Genomic DNA, 15,670 nt, shown 5'->3' with positions numbered 1-15,670 from the left:
GTCACGATACGGCGTCAGCCTGCGCGGGCACCCGCGGGGACGGCCTGGACAGCAACACGGGTGCGAGGCGCCGGACGATCAGCATCCCCGCGCCGCACACGACGATCGCCGCGACGTAGGCGAACGGCAGCACGTACGGACGGCCGTCGAAGGTGCTTCCGGTCGGCGGGAGCAGGAACGGCAGGGCCGCGCTGAGCACCGTCGCGGCCACCCGGAACCGCGACGTCCCGGCCGCGGCCGCGAGGGGGATCACCGCCCACAGCACGTACCAGGGCTGCAGGTTGATCTGCAGGATCATCACCGCGCCCAGTGCGACGCCGAGCCCGATGATCGGCCGGTAGCGCCACTTGAAGCTGTCCCACAGGAACTTGAAGGTGATCGCGACGGCGACGAGGTAGCCGAGCGCGCCGAGGATCGGCACCAGCGCGTTGGTGTGGTTGCCCAGCCCGAGCGCGATGCCGAGGACGCCGGAGAGGTTGGCCAGCTCGGCGGTGGGGGAGATCCAGGAGCGGACCAGGCCGGGGGTGTTGAACGTCGCGCCGAACCAGCCGAAGCCGAGCCCGGTGCCGAAGCAGACGACGACCAGGACGACGCCGAACCACAGCGCCATCGGCGCACCGGCCGTGAACAGGTCCTTGAGCCTGCCGCGCCGGCGGCGCGCCACCATCACGGCGAAGAACGGCAGCGCGAACACCGCGGGCAGCTTCACCGCGACGCCGAGGGTGATGATCGCGACCCCGAGCGCGATGTACAGCAGTTCCCCGCGCCCGAGCGGCGGTGGCGTGTCGCCCTTCACCCGGATCGGCAGGCGCCGGATGCCGACCTCCAGCCCGGCGAGCATCAGGCCGACGGCGAGCGCGTCGTTGTGGGCGCCGGCGACGAAGTGGAAGATCAGCAGCGGGTTCAGCGCGCCGAGCCACAGCGCGGTCGCGGGCTGGACACCGAAGCGGCGTGCCAGCCGGGGGAGCGCCCAGACGATCAGGACCACGCCGGCGAGCGCGAGCAGCCGCTGCAGCAGGACGCCGACGGCGATGCTGTTGCCCGCCAGCGGCGCGAGCCAGCCGCCGAGGCGCAGCACCACCGGCCCGTACGGCGCCGGCGTCTCGCGCCACATGTTCGACACGCCCGCGGTGAACTTGTCGGCGACGCCGAGTGCCTGCGCCGGGCCGAGGGTGTACGGGTCCATCCCGCGGTGCACGATCTCGCTCTGGGCGAGGTAGCTGTAGACGTCGCGGGAGAACAGCGGCGGGATGACCAGCAGCGGCAGCACCCACAGCGCGATGGTGCGCGCCAGCTGGCCCCGGGAGGCGAGCCGGTCGCGGTCGGGCAGAGCGAACTTGCCGAGCATCAGCCAGCTCAGCACCAGGATGCCCATGCCGGAGATGGCGATGGCCAGCGACACGGTGGGGATCCGGGTGAACAGCCGCAGCACCGGGATCTCCTGCACCGGGTTGATCACCGGGGCGGCGCCGGCGCCGAGCGAACCGAGGGCGAGGAAGAGCGACCCGACGGTGCCGAAGCGGCGGACGACGTTCAGCCCGCGCAGCTCGCCGGCCTCGAGGGGGAGCGGTTCGCGGGGGCGGACGGGTGAGAGCGTCACCGGGTGGGCACGCTCGGTGGCGAGCTGTGCCACTTGCTGCTCCTGCTGCCCAGGATGTTCGCCCAGTTCGCCCACTGCCACGCGTGCAGGGTATCGGTGCCGTCCCGGAGTGAGTCGGGTCACTGCCGGAGACCCCACCTTTGCCGACCGCCGGGAAATAAGACACACTTGTGTTGTGAAAAAGACGGAGGCAGGTGACCCGGCGGGCGGCGACATGCCGCGTGCCACGCTTCCGCACGTTCCTTCGCAGGTCAGCGCCGAGGGGAAGACCCGGCACGAGGTCGCCCGCCTGCTGCTGGAACAGGGTCCCATGACCGCCGTCGTGGTCGCCGACCAGCTCGGGATCAGCCCGACCGCCATCCGACGGCACCTCGACGCGCTTCTCGCCGACGGCGAAGCCGAGACCCGGGACGCGCCGCGCCGCGGCCCGCGCGGGCGGGGCCGCCCGGCGAAGCTGTTCCTGCTGACCGAGGCCGGCCGCGCCCGGTTCGGGCACGCCTACGACGACCTGGCCGTGTCCGCCATCCGCTTCCTCGCCGAGCACGCCGGTGAAGACGCCGTGCGCGCCTTCGCCGAGCGCCGCATCGAGAAGCTGGTCGGGCCGCACCGCCCGGCGATCACCGCGTCCAGTGACCCGGTGATCCGCGCCGAGGCCCTCGCGACCGCGCTGACCAGGGAGGGCTACGCTGCGTCGACCCGCCAGGTCGGCCTGCCGGTGTCCGACAAATCGGGCACCGGACCCGGACAGCACGCCGGCGCGCAGCTCTGCCAGCACCACTGTCCGGTCGCCCACGTGGCCGCGGAGTTCCCGCAGCTGTGCGAGGCCGAGACGGAGGCGTTCGCCCGGCTGCTGGGCACCCACGTCCAGCGGCTGGCGACCATCGCACGCGGTGACTCCGCGTGCACCACCCACGTACCCGTTCCGACGGGTCGCCCGGCCCACCCCGAGCCGGGAAGCACCGAGCCTTCGAGGGCGGCCCAGACGCCGCCCTCCGGGCGCACAGCACGGATCCCGAATGGAGGGAAACCCGCATGACTGCCGCTGCCGAGCAGCGCACTCCCACCACCACGCCACTGAGCCAGGAAGAGACCATCGAGTCCCTTGGCAAGTACGCGTTCGGCTGGGCGGACTCCGACGAGGCGGGCTCGACCGCCCGCCGCGGGCTGAACGAGGACGTCGTCACCGACATCTCTTCGAAGAAGTCCGAGCCGGAGTGGATGCGCGAAGCGCGACTGAAGGCGCTCAAGCTCTTCGAGAAGAAGCCCATGCCCAACTGGGGGGCCGACCTCTCCGGGATCGACTTCGACAACATCAAGTACTTCGTCCGCTCCAGCGAGAAGCAGGCTGCGAGCTGGGAAGACCTTCCCGAGGACATCAAGAACACCTACGACAGGCTCGGCATCCCCGAGGCGGAGAAGCAGCGCCTCGTCGCCGGTGTCGCCGCGCAGTACGAGTCCGAGGTCGTCTACCACTCGATCCGCGAGGACCTCGAGAAGCAGGGCGTCCTCTTCCTGGACACCGACACCGCGCTCAAGACGCACCCGGAACTGTTCGAAGAGTACTTCGGCTCGGTCATCCCGGCCGGCGACAACAAGTTCTCCGCGCTGAACACGGCGGTGTGGTCCGGCGGCTCGTTCATCTACGTGCCCAAGGGCGTCAAGGTGGACATCCCGCTGCAGGCCTACTTCCGGATCAACACCGAGAACATGGGCCAGTTCGAGCGCACCCTGATCATCGTCGACGAAGACGCCTACGTGCACTACGTCGAGGGCTGCACGGCGCCGATCTACCAGTCCGACTCGCTGCACTCGGCGGTCGTGGAGATCATCGTCAAGAAGGGCGCCCGCTGCCGTTACACGACCATCCAGAACTGGTCGAACAACGTCTACAACCTGGTCACCAAGCGGGCCAAGTGCGAAGAAGGCGCGACCATGGAATGGATCGACGGCAACATCGGTTCCAAGGTGACGATGAAGTACCCGTCGGTCTTCCTGATGGGCGAGCACGCCAAGGGTGAGGTCCTGTCGGTCGCGTTCGCGGGCGAGGGGCAGCACCAGGACGCGGGCGCCAAGATGGAGCACCTCGCGCCGCACACGTCCTCGACCATCGTGTCGAAGTCGGTGGCGCGCGGCGGCGGCCGCACCTCGTACCGCGGCCTGGTCCGCGTGGCGAAGCGGGCGCACCACTCGCGCTCCAGCGTGGTCTGCGACGCGCTGCTGGTGGACACCATCTCGCGGTCGGACACGTACCCGTACGTGGACATCCGCAACGACGAGGTGTCCATGGGACACGAGGCCACGGTCTCCAAGGTCAGCGAAGAGCAGCTGTTCTACCTGATGTCGCGCGGCCTCGACGAGGCCGAGGCGATGGCGATGATCGTGCGCGGGTTCGTCGAGCCCATCGCCCGTGAGCTGCCGATGGAGTACGCGCTCGAGCTGAACCGCCTGATCGAGCTCCAGATGGAAGGGTCCGTCGGCTAGTCATGTCGGTTACCGAGAACAACGTTTCCGAGGCTCTTCGCGAGGGGGCTGTCATTCCGGCGGCCTCCCGCGCGGAGCGCTTCACCTCCTACGACGTCGAGGCCTTCGAGGTCCCGGGCGGCCGTGAGGAGAACTGGCGCTTCACGCCGATGAAGCGGCTGCGCGGCCTGCACGACGGCAGCGCGCCCGCCACCGGCGAGATCACGCTGGAAGCCGACGCCGCGCCCGAGCTGACCATCGAGACCGTCGGCCGCGACGACTCGCGGCTGGGCCAGGCCGGTGTCCCGAGCGACCGGATCGCCGCCCAGGCCTACTCCTCGTTCACCAAGGCCACCGTCGTGACGGTGCCCAAGGAGACGAAGGCGTCGAAGCCGTCCGTGCTGCGGATCCACGGCCCGGGCGAGGGCCAGGTCGCCTACGGGCACCTGCAGGTCCGCGCCGAGGCGTTCGCCGAAGCCGTGGTCGTGCTCGACCACGTCGGCTCCGGCACCTACGCCGACAACGTCGAGTTCGTCATCGGCGACGGCGCCAAGGTCACCGTGGTCAGCGTCCAGGACTGGGCCGACGACGCGGTGCACGTCTCCGAACAGCACCTGAAGCTGGGCCGCGACGCCGCGCTGCGGCACACCGTGATCACCCTGGGCGGTGACCTGGTCCGCGTCTCGCCGACGGCGACCTTCACCGACAAGGGCGGCGACGTCGACATGCTCGGCGTCTACTTCGCCGACGGCGGCCAGCACCAGGAGCACCGCCTCTTCGTCGACCACGCGGTGCCGAACTGCAAGTCGCGCGTGGGCTACAAGGGCGCGCTGCAGGGCGAAGGCGCGCACACGGTGTGGATCGGCGACGTGCTGATCCGGGCCGCGGCCGAGGCCACCGACACCTACGAGTTCAACCGCAACCTGGTGCTCACACCAGGTGCGCGCGCGGACTCCGTGCCGAACCTCGAGATCGAGACCGGCGAGATCGAAGGCGCCGGCCACGCGAGCGCGACGGGAAGGTTCGACGACGAGCAGTTGTTCTACCTCCAGTCGCGCGGGATCGCCGAAGAAGCCGCTCGGCGTCTGGTCGTGCGCGGGTTCTTCCACGAGATCCTGGTGAAGATCGACGTCCCCGAGGTGCGCGAGCGCCTCGAAGCCGCGATCGAGGCCGAGCTCGAAGCCGTTGGCGCCTGACGCCGTCCACCGCAGACTTTAGGAAACGAAGAATGGCTACCCTGGAAATCAAGGACCTGCACGCCTCGGTCAACACCGACGAAGGCGCCAAGGAGATCCTCAAGGGCGTGAACCTGACGATCAAGTCGGGCGAGACCCACGCCATCATGGGCCCCAACGGCTCCGGCAAGTCGACCCTGTCCTACGCGATCGCCGGTCACCCCAAGTACGAAGTGACCTCCGGCGAGGTGCTCCTCGACGGCGAGAACGTCCTCGAGATGAGCGTCGACGAGCGCGCCCGGGCGGGCCTGTTCCTCGCGATGCAGTACCCGGTCGAGGTGCCCGGCGTGTCGATGTCCAACTTCCTCCGCACCGCGGCCACCGCGGTCCGTGGCGAGGCTCCCAAGCTGCGCCACTGGGTCAAGGAGGTCAAGGAGGAGATGGGCAAGCTCGAGATCTCGCAGGAGTTCGCCGAGCGCTCGGTCAACGAGGGCTTCTCCGGCGGCGAGAAGAAGCGCCACGAGATCCTGCAGCTGGCGCTGCTCAAGCCGAAGTTCGCCATCCTCGACGAGACCGACTCGGGCCTCGACGTCGACGCGCTGCGCGTCGTGTCCGAGGGCGTCAACCAGTACAAGGCGAACAGCGAGGTCGGCGTCATGCTGATCACGCACTACACGCGGATCCTGCGGCACATCGCGCCGGACTTCGTGCACGTCTTCGCCGGCGGCAAGATCGTCGAGTCGGGCGGCAAGGAGCTCGCCGACGAGCTGGAGGAGAACGGCTACGTCAAGTACGTCGGCAAGCCCGAGCCGGCCGCGCTCTGACACGTTCGATCACACCGAGAAGAGAGGAGTCGGCCCGATGACCACCACCTCGGCCGGTTCTGTGCCACTCGACGTGGCGGCACTGAGGGCCGACTTCCCCATCCTGTCGCGCACCGTCCGCGACGGGAAACCCTTGGTGTACCTGGACTCCGGGGCGACCTCGCAACGCCCGGCGCAGGTGTTCGACGCCGAACGCGACTACGTCTTCACGTCGAACTCCGCCGTGCACCGCGGCGCGCACCAGCTGTCCGAAGAGGCCACCGACGCCTACGAGTCCGCGCGTGCGAAGGTCGCGGAGTTCGTCGGCGCCGCCCCCGAGGAGCTGGTGTTCACCAAGAACGCGACCGAGGGCATCAACCTCGTCGCGTACTCGATGAGCAACGCCGCGACGGCCGGCGCCGAAGCCTCGCGTTTCGTGGTCGGCCCGGGCGACGAGATCGTCGTCACCGAGATGGAGCACCACGCGAACCTCGTGCCGTGGCAGCAGCTGTGCCAGCGCACCGGGGCGACGCTGAAGTGGTTCAAGGTCACCGCGGACGGCAGGCTCGAGCTGTCCGATGTGGACGAGCTGATCACGCCGAAGACCAAGGTCGTCGCGTTCGCGCACCAGTCCAACGTGCTCGGCACGGTCAACCCGGTTTCGCTGCTCGTCGAGAAGGCCAAGGCCGTCGGCGCGCTGACTGTGCTCGACGCGTGTCAGTCGGTTCCGCACTTCGCGGTCGACTTCCACGCGCTGGGTGTCGACTTCGCGGTGTTCTCCGGGCACAAGATGCTCGGCCCGTCCGGCATCGGCGTTCTTTACGGCCGCACCGAGCTGCTCGAAGCGATGCCGCCGTTCCTCACCGGCGGGTCGATGATCGAGATGGTCCGCATGGAGGGCTCGACCTTCGCGCCGCCGCCGCAGCGGTTCGAGGCCGGGGTCCCGATGACGTCGCAGGCCATCGGCCTCGGCGCGGCCGTCGACTACCTCTCGGCCATCGGCATGGACCGGATCGCGGCGCACGAGCACGAGCTCGCCGCGGCGGCCATCGAGGGCATCTCCGCCATCCCCGGCGTCCGGATCATCGGGCCGACCGATCTGAAGGACCGCGGCGCGACTGTGTCGTTCGTGATCGACGGCGTGCACCCGCACGACGCCGGCCAGGTGCTCGACAGCCTCGGCATCGCCGTCCGCGTCGGCCACCACTGCGCGTGGCCGCTGCACCGGGCGTGCGGCGCCCAGGCGACCGTGCGGGCGTCGTTCTACCTGTACAACACGCTGTCCGAAGTGGACGCTTTGGTGGCGGGTGTTCGCGAGGCCCAGAAGTTCTTCGGGGTGGCCCAGTGAACCTCGAAAGCATGTACCAGGAGATCATCCTGGACCACTACAAGAACCCGCACGGGCGTGGCCTGCGCGACCCGTTCGACGCCGAGTCGTTCCAGGTCAACCCGACCTGCGGCGACGAGGTGACGCTGCGGGTCAAGCTCGACGACGGGAAGGTCGCCGACGTCTCCTACGACGGCCAGGGCTGCTCGATCAGCCAGGCCTCGACGTCGGTCTTGACGGATCTCGTCGTCGGCCGCACGCTTGAAGAGGCGTTCACCACCATGGACGCCTTCGTGGAACTGATGCAGGGCAAGGGAAAGGTCGAGCCGGACGAGGACGTGCTGGAGGACGGGATCGCCTTCGCGGGCGTCGCCAAGTACCCGGCCCGCGTGAAGTGCGCCCTCCTCGGCTGGATGGCTTTCAAAGACGCCGTCGCCCGGACCACCAGTGGAGCTGAGAAAGCATGACCGAAGAAACCGCCACTCGTGAGGGACGCACCGCCGCCGACCTCGACGCCGAGACCACCGCGACGCAGGACCTCGAACTCGCCAAGCTCGAGGACGTCGAGGAGGCGATGCGCGACGTCGTCGACCCGGAACTCGGCATCAACGTCGTCGACCTCGGACTGGTCTACGACATCCGCGTCGAGCCGGACAACACGGCGACGATCGACATGACGCTCACCTCGGCGGCCTGCCCGCTGACCGACGTCATCGAGGACCAGACGTCGGCGGCGCTGACGTCCGGCGGCCTGGTCAAGGACTTCCGGATCAACTGGGTCTGGATGCCGCCGTGGGGCCCGGAGAAGATCACCGAGGACGGCCGCGAGCAGCTGCGCGCCCTCGGCTTCACCGTCTGAGTTCGTTCGCGTCGAGCGGGTCACCCTCCGGGGTGGCCCGCTTTGCGTATAACGCCCTATACCGCGCGTGCCAGCCCAGCGCGTAGAAGCCAAGGGCCACGGCGAAACCGCTGCAGGCGCCGGTGGCCAGCAGGTACGTGGCGTTGCCGACGACGCCCGCCCTGGTCATCGGGTCGTGGTGGGCCAGGAACGGCAGGACGGAAATCAGCACGCCCGCCAGCGCGCCGCCCGCCAGGAACACCGCGACGGTCTTCCGGTGGTGGATGCCCGGCGGTGCCGGCGTGACCGGCGCGGTGCGGTACCAGTGCCGCAGCCACCAGGCGAGCACAGCGGCCCCGCCGAGGGTGCTGATCAGCTGGATCAGCCGTCCGACGTCGACACCGGTGACGATCGGGATCCGCAGGAACGCCGGCCCGCCGTTTTCGTGGGTGAAGGCGTCCCAGCCGACGTGCGTGGCGGCGCCGAGCACGAGCGACAGGGCGATCCAGCCCGGTCGTTTCCAGCTGAACGGACGGCGGGGGAGCCGTTCGGCCAGGGGACGCGGCGCGAGCGCCAGGAGCGGACGCTTCAGCAGCAGGTGGAAGACGGCGAGCAGGGCCAGCGCGAGGAGCGGGTCGAGCCAGAGGACCGCCGCGGACTCGTGGGTCCGGGAGAGGCCGAACCCTTCCGGCGCCGGCAGGAACCAGAAGAGGTCCGGCGCGACCGACCCGGCGACGAGTGCCGACGGCATCAGGGGGTGCCTCGCCAGCGGGAGCACGCCGGCGGGATGACTCAGCGTGAACGGCACGGGGTTAGTATCCCGGGGTGGTCCTGCGGTCGATCCTCCTGTTCCTGGCCGCGGCGGTGTGCGAAATCGGCGGTGCCTGGCTGATCTGGCAAGGCATCCGCGAAAGCCGTGGTCTGTGGTGGATCGGCGGCGGAGTGGTGGCGCTGGGGGTGTACGGCTTCGTCGCGACCCTCCAGCCGGACGCCCACTTCGGCCGCATCCTCGCCGCGTACGGGGGCGTGTTCGTGGCGGGGTCGCTGGTCTGGGGGATGGTCGCGGACGGTTACCGGCCCGATCGCTACGACGTGATCGGCGCGTTGCTCTGCCTGGCGGGGGTCGCGGTGATCATGTACGCGCCGCGGACCGGGTAACACCGTTGGTGGATCGTGGCCGTGGTCGTCTTTCTTCGCCGGGCTCATCGGGCTGATCGTGACGCTCGTCCGGACCGCCGGAAAACGACGAACAGCAGCCGCAGTCCCACCAGGGCGCTGATCACCAGCAGGTTGTAGCCGAACACCTGGTGCAGCGTCAGGTCCGCGGCGATGTGCGGGCCGCCCGAGCCGGTCAGCAGGAACACCGCCATCAGCCCGGTCGCCGCGCCGACGAAGGCCAGCAGGCTTCGTGGACCAGGCCGGTGACGACGTCGCGGTCGCGTTCGTCGGAGAACAGCCGGACGTTCACCGACAGCCTGCCCTCCTCCAGCGCCGCGCCGATCCGGTCGATGCGGCGGGGGATGCGGCGCAGCACCGGCAGCAGCGCCATCAGCTCGCCGGCCGCCGTGCGGCCCAGTGAGCCCGGCCGCAGCCCGGCGCCGACCTGCTCGACGGCGAACGCGCGGGACTCGGCGACGACGTCGAAGCCGGGGTCCAGCGCGGCCAGGGTGCCCTCCACCGTGGCCAGCGCGCGGAACACCGCGGCCACCGGCGGCGGCACGCTGAGCCGGAAGTCCGCGACCACCCGGAACAACCCGGTGAACAGGTCGAGGTCCGGCGTGCGGCCGGGGCCGAAGTGCCGGGCGACCAGGGCGCCGAGGGCGCGTTCGAGGCGCTGTTCGTCGATCTCGACGGTGCGGTCGACGATCTCGAGGAGCCCGTCGCGCAGGCCTGCCGGGTCGCCGCGGTCCAGGGCGAGTAGCAGGTTCTGCAGGCCGCCGCGCAGCCCGGCGTCGAGGCGGCCGACCGAGCCGAAGTCGAGCAGGCCCAGGCGGCCGTCGCCCAGCAGCATGAGGTTGCCCGGGTGGGGGTCGGCGTGGAAGACGCCGCCGATCATCACCTGGTCGAGCAGGCAGCGCAGCAGCGACCGCGCCAGCCGCTTGCGCTCGGCCGGCGGCAGGGCGTCCTTCGCCGCGGCGAGCGGCTTGCCGTCCAGGCGCGACATCACCAGCACGCGGTCGGTCGAGAGTCCTTTGTGGACTTTCGGGAGCGCAACGTCCGGAGAACCCGTGGCGGCCACGGCGGTGATGTTGCGGGCTTCGATGGTGAAGTCGAGTTCCTCGGCCAGCGCGGCGGCGAACCCCTCGGCCAGTTCGGCGACGCCGAGCGAACGCGCCCAGTCCGCGCGGTCCTCCAGCGCCGCGGCGACGCGCCGGACGATGGCGATGTCGCGTTCGGCCTGCTCCCGCACGCCCGGCCGCTGGACCTTGACCACGACGTCTTCGCCGCCGCGCAGCTTCGCGCGGTAGACCTGCGCGACCGACGCGGCAGCCAGGGGTTCGGGGTCGAACTCGGCGAAGACGTCGTCGGGGGAGCCGCCGAGTTCGTCGGCGAGCAGGGCCCACACGGCGTCGGCGCGGGCGGGCGCGACCTGGTCCTGGAGCAGGCCGAGTTCGTCGGCGAACACCGGAGGCAGCAGGTCCGCGCGGGTGGAGAGCAACTGGCCGAGCTTCACGAACGTCACGCCGCCCTCCTCCAGCGCGCGGCGCAGGGACCGCGCGAGCTTGGCGTGCCGCCCCGGTGCGAGGCCGGGTTCGCGCCGGCCGGTGAGGTAGCGGCCGAGGCCGTGCTTGACCGCGATCCGGCTGATCTGCGCGTACCGGCGGGTGCGGGAGAGCCGGCCCCGCAGCCGGCCGAGCCCGATGCCGTGGGGGAACGCCATCTCGGCGACGAACAGGAAGATCAGTGTGGCGAGGAAAGCACTGCCCGCCAACGGGATCAGCAGGCCGATCGCCGCGCCGCCGTTGTGCAGCAGCGAACCGGGGAACGCCTGCCCGATGCCGCCGGCGACGAGCCACCCGAAGGCGGCGGCGCACAGGGCGCGCACGACGCCGATCCGGACGCCGAGCACGCGCCGCGCCGCGGCGACGAGCGGCCACAGCAGGAGTACGTACAGGGGGAGGGTCAGCAGGCCCAGCAAGATGTCCATCGGTTCCCTTTCGCCGGGAACGAGCAGACCACGGCGGCCGGGCCCGGTGGCTCACGCGGCGGCGGGAGAAGTCTCCCTCCTGCGGGGGAACGACTTTCGGCCGTGGCCGCCGCGGTGGTGACCTTCTAACCTGATCGCGCGAACCACGGTGAAGTGCTCTCTGAACCGGACGAAGGAGACACGATGAACGGACGCGTGATGGGCCGGGTGGTCGCTCTGGCCATCGCGGCCCCGCTGGGCCTGGCCCTGGCCACCGCCCCGGCCGCCTCGGCGGCCGCGGTCACGACGCTGTACTACAGCTCGTCGGGCGCCCCGGACTACTTGAGCCAGATCGACCAGGGCGCGGCCAACTGGAACGCGGCGGTGACGGACGTGAAGCTGGTCAAGCGGAGCACGGGCGCGACGATCGTGTTCCACGAGGTGCACAGCGGCGGCTCGTACACGAGCACGAACGGCCACGGCCGCGGCCAGATCTACCTGGACACGAGCCAGGTAGCCGAGGGCTACGACCCGACGCGCATCGCGGCCCACGAGCTGGGGCACAACCTGGGCCTGCCGGACCACTACAGCGGCCCGTGCACCGAGCTGATGTCGGGCCACGGCCCGGGGACGGCGTGCAAGAACGCCAAGCCGTCCGCGGGTGAGGCGGTGAAGGTGCAGTCGTTGTGGGTCAACGGCTTGGTGGCCGGCACGGCGGAGACGCGCACAGCTGCCCACTGAGGCACCTCGTCGTGGCCTCCGGTGCGGCATCCGCACCGGAGGCCACGTCCTTCCTCCGGTGCAGGCCGAGCGTGACCCCGGCGATGACCACGGCGCCACCGAGGAGCTGTGACGGCGTGAGCCTCTCCCCGGCCAGCACGACCGCCCACCCCAGTCCCGCCACCGGGACGATGTTCAGCAGGTTCACCGCGACACTCGCCTCCAGCTGCCGGAGTCCGTGGTTGTACAGCAAGAACCCGGCCACCGAGCAAAGTCCCGCCAGAAAGACGATCCGCAGCACGTTCGCCCCGCTCGGCACGCTCCACCGGTCCACTTCGGACAGTGACAGCAGCACGAACCCGCCCGCCCCGGCCAGCGTCTGGTAGTACGTCACCACGATCGGCGAAGCGCCGGATCCGTCCCGCCGCGCCAGGATGTTGTACGCCGCCCAGGCCACGCCGCCCGCGATGAGGAACACGTCGCCCCACAGCGAGTGCGAGCCGTCGCCCCGGACCACCAGCCACACGCCCGCGACCGCCACCAGCATGCCCGTCAGCCGAACCGGGGAGAACGCCGTGCGGCCGGACAAGACCAGCGTCAAAATCGGGTAGGACGCGACGATCAGCGTCGCATCGGAAGCCGACGCGAGATCGACGCCCACGTTCTCCAGCGCGAAGTACGCCGTGATCCCCAGCAGGCCCGCCAAGCCGATGGACAGCCGCTCCCGGGCTGATGGCAGGCGCCGGCGCTCCGGGCCGGTGTGCACCACCGCCCCCAGGATCAGCGCCGCCAGCACGAACCGCAGCGCGCCCAGCGTCATCGGCGGGATCTCCGCCAGCGCCACCTTGGTGACCGCGAACGAACTGCTCCAGATCAGCGCCGCGCCCAGGACGGCGGCGACGGACAGGCTCCGGCGAGGTGAATCGGTGATCATGGCGCCACGGTAAAGAACAGCCGGAACGCAACCGGCGAATGCCGTGCTAGATTCGGTGAACTCTCGAAAATCACGAATATTACGAGTCTGAGAAGCGGAGCAAGGCCCGATGGACGAACTTGACACGGCCCTGCTGACCCTCCTCCAGGAGGACGCCAAGCAGACCAACAAGGAACTCGCCCGCCGCCTGCACATCGCGCAGTCGACCTGTCTCGAACGGGTGCGGGACCTGACCCGGCGCGGGATCGTGCGCGGGCACACCGTCGACGTCGACCTGAAGAAGATCGGCCGGCCCGTGCAGGCGATGGTCGCCGTGCGGCTGCGGCCGCCCGATCGGGCCGTCATCGAATCCTTCCGCGCCTTCGTGACCGGACTGCCCGAGGTGCTTTCCGTCTTCGTCATGTCCGGCAGTGACGACTTCCTGCTGCACATCGCCGTCGCCGACAACGACCAGCTGAGCGGGTTCGTCCTCGACCGGCTGACCCAGCGCCGGGAGATCGTCGACGTCCGGACGTCGGTCATCTTCAACCACTTCCGCCGCACCGTCGTCACCCCGGCCGAGAGCGAGGGCTGAGGCGGTTCCACCGCAAGAGGGAGGCGCGGCCGCGTGCCGGGCTGCGAAGATCGGCCGGTGCGCATCCTCCGGCCCCTGACGAGCAAGGCGACCTACCGCCGCTGGGTCTACCTCGTCCTCGGCGGCGCCATCAGCGTGCCCTACCTGCTGTTCTCCGCGGTTGCCGTGCCGTCGCTGCTGCCGTTCGTCACCACGCTGGAACGGGCCGCCCTCGTCGGCGGGCTGCTCACCTTGGCCGTCCTGGCCGGGACGGCGTTCTTGCCCGCCGTCCACGTCCTCGAGTCGACCGCGGTCCGTGAGCTGCTCGACGACCCGGTGCCGGACGCGCCCGCGAAACCGCACACCCGCCAGGGGCGGCGGCGCGCCGCGGTGATGTTCGTGCTGCACGTCGGCGCCGGGTTCGTCGTCAGCTTCTTCAGCCTCGCCGCTCCCGTCGCGATCGGGCTGTCGATCAGCGCCGTGTTCACCGGCCGGCTCTTCCAGACCGAGGAGGGCGACGCCGTCACCGTGCCGACGGGCTGGCCGTCGGTGTGGCTGCCCGTGGTCTTCCTGCTCGGCTTGGTGGTGCTGGTCTACGCCGTCAGCGTGACCGGCGGATTGCTGCGCCGGGCCGCGACCGCGCTGCTCGGGACGACCGCCGCGGACCGGATCGCCCGGCTCGAACGGCGGACCGAGCAGCTCGCCGAACGCAACCGGCTGGCCAGGGAGCTGCACGACTCGGTCGGGCACGCGCTGAGCGTCGTCACGCTCCAGGCGGGCGCCGCCCGGCGGACGCTGCGCACCGACCCGGACTTCACCGAACGGGCGCTGGGCGCCATCGAGGAGTCCGCCCGCACCGCGCTCGACGACCTCGACCACGTCCTCGGGCTGCTGCGGGAGGAGGCGGCCGGCCGGGCACCGCTGCCGACGCTCGCCGCGCTGCCGGCGCTGCTCGAAACGACCCGGCTCGCCGGCACCGACGTCACCGCCGACCTCGGCGGCGACCTGGCCGCCGTGCCGCCGGTGGTGTCCCGCGAGGTGTACCGGATCCTGCAGGAATGCCTGACCAACGCGGTGCGTCACGCCGGTAGGGTCCCGGTGACGGTGGTCGTCGGCGTCGCGGCGCACGAGCTCCGCGCGCGGGTCGCCAACCCGCTCGGGAGCAGTCCGCGCCGGGCCGGGGGCGGCCGTGGCCTGCGGGGGATGGCCGAGCGGGTGGCGGTGCTGGGCGGTGAGCTGTCGGCGGGGCCGGTGGACGGGGCGTGGGAGGTCGTGGTGCGGGTGCCGTGGGGGAGCGGGCGATGAGCGTGGGTGTGCTGCTGGTGGACGACGAGCCGCTGATCCGGGCCGGGCTCCGCGCGATCGTGGACAGCGAGGACGGCCTTTCGGTGGTCGGGGAGGCCACCGACGGCGCCGAGGTGCCCGGGCTGGTCGCCCGGCTGCGCCCCGACGTCGTGCTGATGGACGTGCGGATGCCCGCGGTCGACGGGATCCGGGCCACCACTCACCTGATGTCCACTGTGGACGAGCCGCCGAAGGTCATCGTGGTGACCACCTTCGAGAACGACGACTACGTCTACGACGCGCTCGTCGCCGGAGCCAGCGGCTTCCTGCTCAAGCGCGCCCGCCCGGAGGAGATCATCGCGGCGATCCGGACCGTCGTGGCCGGGGAATCCCTGCTGTTCCCGGCGGCGATCCGCCGGCTGGCCGCCCAGCACGCCCCCGCCCCGGCCGGCGACGGCCTGGCCACGGCCGGGCTGACCGAACGCGAGCGCGAAGTGCTGCGGCTGATGGCCGGCGGACTGTCCAATGTGGAGATCGCGGGCGAGCTCTACGTGGGCGTCCAGACGGTGAAGACGCATGTGGGCAACGTGCTGGCGAAACTGGGGGCGCGGGACCGCACCCAGGCGGTGATCCGCGCGTACGACACGGGCTTCGTGACGCCGTCGCGCTGATTCGGGCACCATGGGCCGCATGACCGCCGCATACGACGACTTCGCCGAGGCGTAAGTCCGTGAATGTCGCATTGAGGGACTTCAAGTCCCTCAATGCGACATTCACGGCTCCGCGAGGCCACCGTGATCGGCCTCCGGTTGCAGCAGGGGGCCGCGGTCTGAAGACCGGACGGCGCCC

General features: G+C 70.6%; 15 protein-coding genes and 1 pseudogene. 12 read left to right on the top strand and 4 right to left on the bottom strand.

Translation table 11 applies throughout. The features are described 5' to 3' along the window. Position 1: 1 nt before the first annotated feature. Positions 2-1,633, bottom strand: coding sequence for a polyprenol phosphomannose-dependent alpha 1,6 mannosyltransferase MptB (gene mptB / locus AB0M82_RS22640; protein WP_364725264.1), 1,632 nt, complete (start codon positions 1,631-1,633; stop codon positions 2-4). Between the two features lie 181 nt (positions 1,634-1,814). On the opposite strand from mptB, the gene AB0M82_RS22635 reads away from it, so the two are divergent. The 7 genes from AB0M82_RS22635 to AB0M82_RS22605 are packed head-to-tail and all read left to right on the top strand — an operon-like array spanning position 1,815 to position 8,224. Further along, positions 1,815-2,636, top strand: a complete 822-nt coding sequence (locus tag AB0M82_RS22635; protein WP_364725261.1) for a metalloregulator ArsR/SmtB family transcription factor — start codon at positions 1,815-1,817, stop codon at positions 2,634-2,636. Then, the gene (sufB, locus tag AB0M82_RS22630) at positions 2,633-4,081 is read left to right on the top strand and encodes a Fe-S cluster assembly protein SufB (RefSeq protein WP_364724965.1); all 1,449 of its coding nucleotides are present in this window, start codon (positions 2,633-2,635) and stop codon (positions 4,079-4,081) included. Before AB0M82_RS22635 ends, sufB begins: the two co-directional genes overlap by 4 nt. A gap of 2 nt (positions 4,082-4,083) precedes the next feature. Further along, the gene (gene sufD, locus AB0M82_RS22625) at positions 4,084-5,256 is read left to right on the top strand and encodes a Fe-S cluster assembly protein SufD (RefSeq protein ID WP_364724962.1); all 1,173 of its coding nucleotides are present in this window, start codon (positions 4,084-4,086) and stop codon (positions 5,254-5,256) included. A 32-nt stretch (positions 5,257-5,288) separates the two neighbouring features. After that, complete coding sequence (gene sufC / locus AB0M82_RS22620; RefSeq protein ID WP_364724959.1) at positions 5,289-6,059, top strand: Fe-S cluster assembly ATPase SufC; 771 nt, start codon at positions 5,289-5,291, stop codon at positions 6,057-6,059. A gap of 37 nt (positions 6,060-6,096) precedes the next feature. Next, the gene (locus tag AB0M82_RS22615; RefSeq protein ID WP_364724956.1) at positions 6,097-7,386 is read left to right on the top strand and encodes a cysteine desulfurase; all 1,290 of its coding nucleotides are present in this window, start codon (positions 6,097-6,099) and stop codon (positions 7,384-7,386) included. Further along, positions 7,383-7,832, top strand: coding sequence for a Fe-S cluster assembly sulfur transfer protein SufU (gene sufU / locus AB0M82_RS22610; protein WP_364724953.1), 450 nt, complete (start codon positions 7,383-7,385; stop codon positions 7,830-7,832). The genes AB0M82_RS22615 and sufU overlap by 4 nt, the downstream gene beginning before the upstream one ends. Further along, on the top strand, positions 7,829-8,224 hold the full coding sequence (locus tag AB0M82_RS22605) for a metal-sulfur cluster assembly factor (RefSeq protein WP_360267617.1): 396 nt from the start codon (positions 7,829-7,831) through the stop codon (positions 8,222-8,224). Before sufU ends, AB0M82_RS22605 begins: the two co-directional genes overlap by 4 nt. Here the strand turns inward: AB0M82_RS22605 and AB0M82_RS22600 are convergent. Further along, entirely contained in the window at positions 8,214-9,011 is a 798-nt protein-coding gene (locus AB0M82_RS22600; RefSeq protein ID WP_364724950.1) for a DUF4184 family protein, read from the bottom strand. The genes AB0M82_RS22605 and AB0M82_RS22600 overlap by 11 nt on opposite strands. Positions 9,012-9,028: 17 nt before the next feature. Here AB0M82_RS22600 and AB0M82_RS22595 point away from each other — a divergent pair, with 17 nt between their 5' ends. Next, positions 9,029-9,361 carry a YnfA family protein gene (locus tag AB0M82_RS22595; RefSeq protein WP_364724947.1) on the top strand — a complete coding sequence of 111 codons (333 nt, stop codon included), beginning with the start codon at positions 9,029-9,031 and terminating at the stop codon, positions 9,359-9,361. Between the two features lie 44 nt (positions 9,362-9,405). On the opposite strand, the pseudogene AB0M82_RS22590 reads toward AB0M82_RS22595, so the two are convergent. Then, positions 9,406-11,351 (bottom strand): annotated as a pseudogene (locus tag AB0M82_RS22590) (AarF/UbiB family protein). A gap of 183 nt (positions 11,352-11,534) precedes the next feature. Between AB0M82_RS22590 and AB0M82_RS22585 the strand changes: the two are divergent. Further along, a complete protein-coding gene (locus AB0M82_RS22585) occupies positions 11,535-12,071 on the top strand; it encodes a snapalysin family zinc-dependent metalloprotease (protein ID WP_364724944.1) in 537 nt (178 codons plus the stop codon). On the opposite strand, the gene AB0M82_RS22580 is transcribed toward AB0M82_RS22585, so the two are convergent. Continuing rightward, positions 12,022-12,984 (bottom strand): DMT family transporter, encoded by a 963-nt coding sequence (locus tag AB0M82_RS22580; RefSeq protein ID WP_364724941.1) that lies wholly within the window; start codon positions 12,982-12,984, stop codon positions 12,022-12,024. The two genes, AB0M82_RS22585 and AB0M82_RS22580, sit on opposite strands and share 50 nt — an antisense overlap. A 109-nt stretch (positions 12,985-13,093) precedes the next feature. Between AB0M82_RS22580 and AB0M82_RS22575 the strand changes: the two genes are divergently transcribed. Genes AB0M82_RS22575 through AB0M82_RS22565 form a run of 3 tightly spaced genes read left to right on the top strand, consistent with a single transcriptional unit; the run spans position 13,094 to position 15,492 of the window. Beyond that, on the top strand, positions 13,094-13,558 hold the full coding sequence (locus AB0M82_RS22575) for an Lrp/AsnC family transcriptional regulator (protein ID WP_285990082.1): 465 nt from the start codon (positions 13,094-13,096) through the stop codon (positions 13,556-13,558). 57 nt (positions 13,559-13,615) lie between these two features. After that, positions 13,616-14,842: a histidine kinase gene (locus AB0M82_RS22570; protein WP_364724938.1), complete on the top strand. Its 1,227-nt coding sequence runs from the start codon at positions 13,616-13,618 to the stop codon at positions 14,840-14,842. Then, a complete protein-coding gene (locus AB0M82_RS22565; protein WP_364724935.1) occupies positions 14,839-15,492 on the top strand; it encodes a response regulator transcription factor in 654 nt (217 codons plus the stop codon). Before AB0M82_RS22570 ends, AB0M82_RS22565 begins: the two co-directional genes overlap by 4 nt. Positions 15,493-15,670 lie beyond the last annotated feature (178 nt).

The sequence above is a fragment of the Amycolatopsis sp. NPDC051128 genome, assembly GCF_040682715.1.
Lineage (GTDB): Bacteria > Actinomycetota > Actinomycetes > Mycobacteriales > Pseudonocardiaceae > Amycolatopsis.
This window is presented reverse-complemented; position numbering and strand designations above follow the sequence as displayed.

Excerpts from the sequence above, each read along its gene's own strand:
- AB0M82_RS22635 (WP_364725261.1), top strand. The coding sequence starts at position 1,815 with ATGCCGCGTGCCACGCTTCCGCACGTTCCTTCGCAGGTCAGCGCCGAG.
- sufB (WP_364724965.1), top strand. The coding sequence starts at position 2,633 with ATGACTGCCGCTGCCGAGCAGCGCACTCCCACCACCACGCCACTGAGC.
- sufD (WP_364724962.1), top strand. The coding sequence starts at position 4,084 with ATGTCGGTTACCGAGAACAACGTTTCCGAGGCTCTTCGCGAGGGGGCT.
- sufC (WP_364724959.1), top strand. The coding sequence starts at position 5,289 with ATGGCTACCCTGGAAATCAAGGACCTGCACGCCTCGGTCAACACCGAC.
- AB0M82_RS22615 (WP_364724956.1), top strand. The coding sequence starts at position 6,097 with ATGACCACCACCTCGGCCGGTTCTGTGCCACTCGACGTGGCGGCACTG.
- AB0M82_RS22605 (WP_360267617.1), top strand. The coding sequence starts at position 7,829 with ATGACCGAAGAAACCGCCACTCGTGAGGGACGCACCGCCGCCGACCTC.
- AB0M82_RS22585 (WP_364724944.1), top strand. The coding sequence starts at position 11,535 with ATGAACGGACGCGTGATGGGCCGGGTGGTCGCTCTGGCCATCGCGGCC.
- AB0M82_RS22580 (WP_364724941.1), bottom strand. The coding sequence starts at position 12,984 with ATGATCACCGATTCACCTCGCCGGAGCCTGTCCGTCGCCGCCGTCCTG.
- AB0M82_RS22575 (WP_285990082.1), top strand. The coding sequence starts at position 13,094 with ATGGACGAACTTGACACGGCCCTGCTGACCCTCCTCCAGGAGGACGCC.
- AB0M82_RS22565 (WP_364724935.1), top strand. The coding sequence starts at position 14,839 with ATGAGCGTGGGTGTGCTGCTGGTGGACGACGAGCCGCTGATCCGGGCC.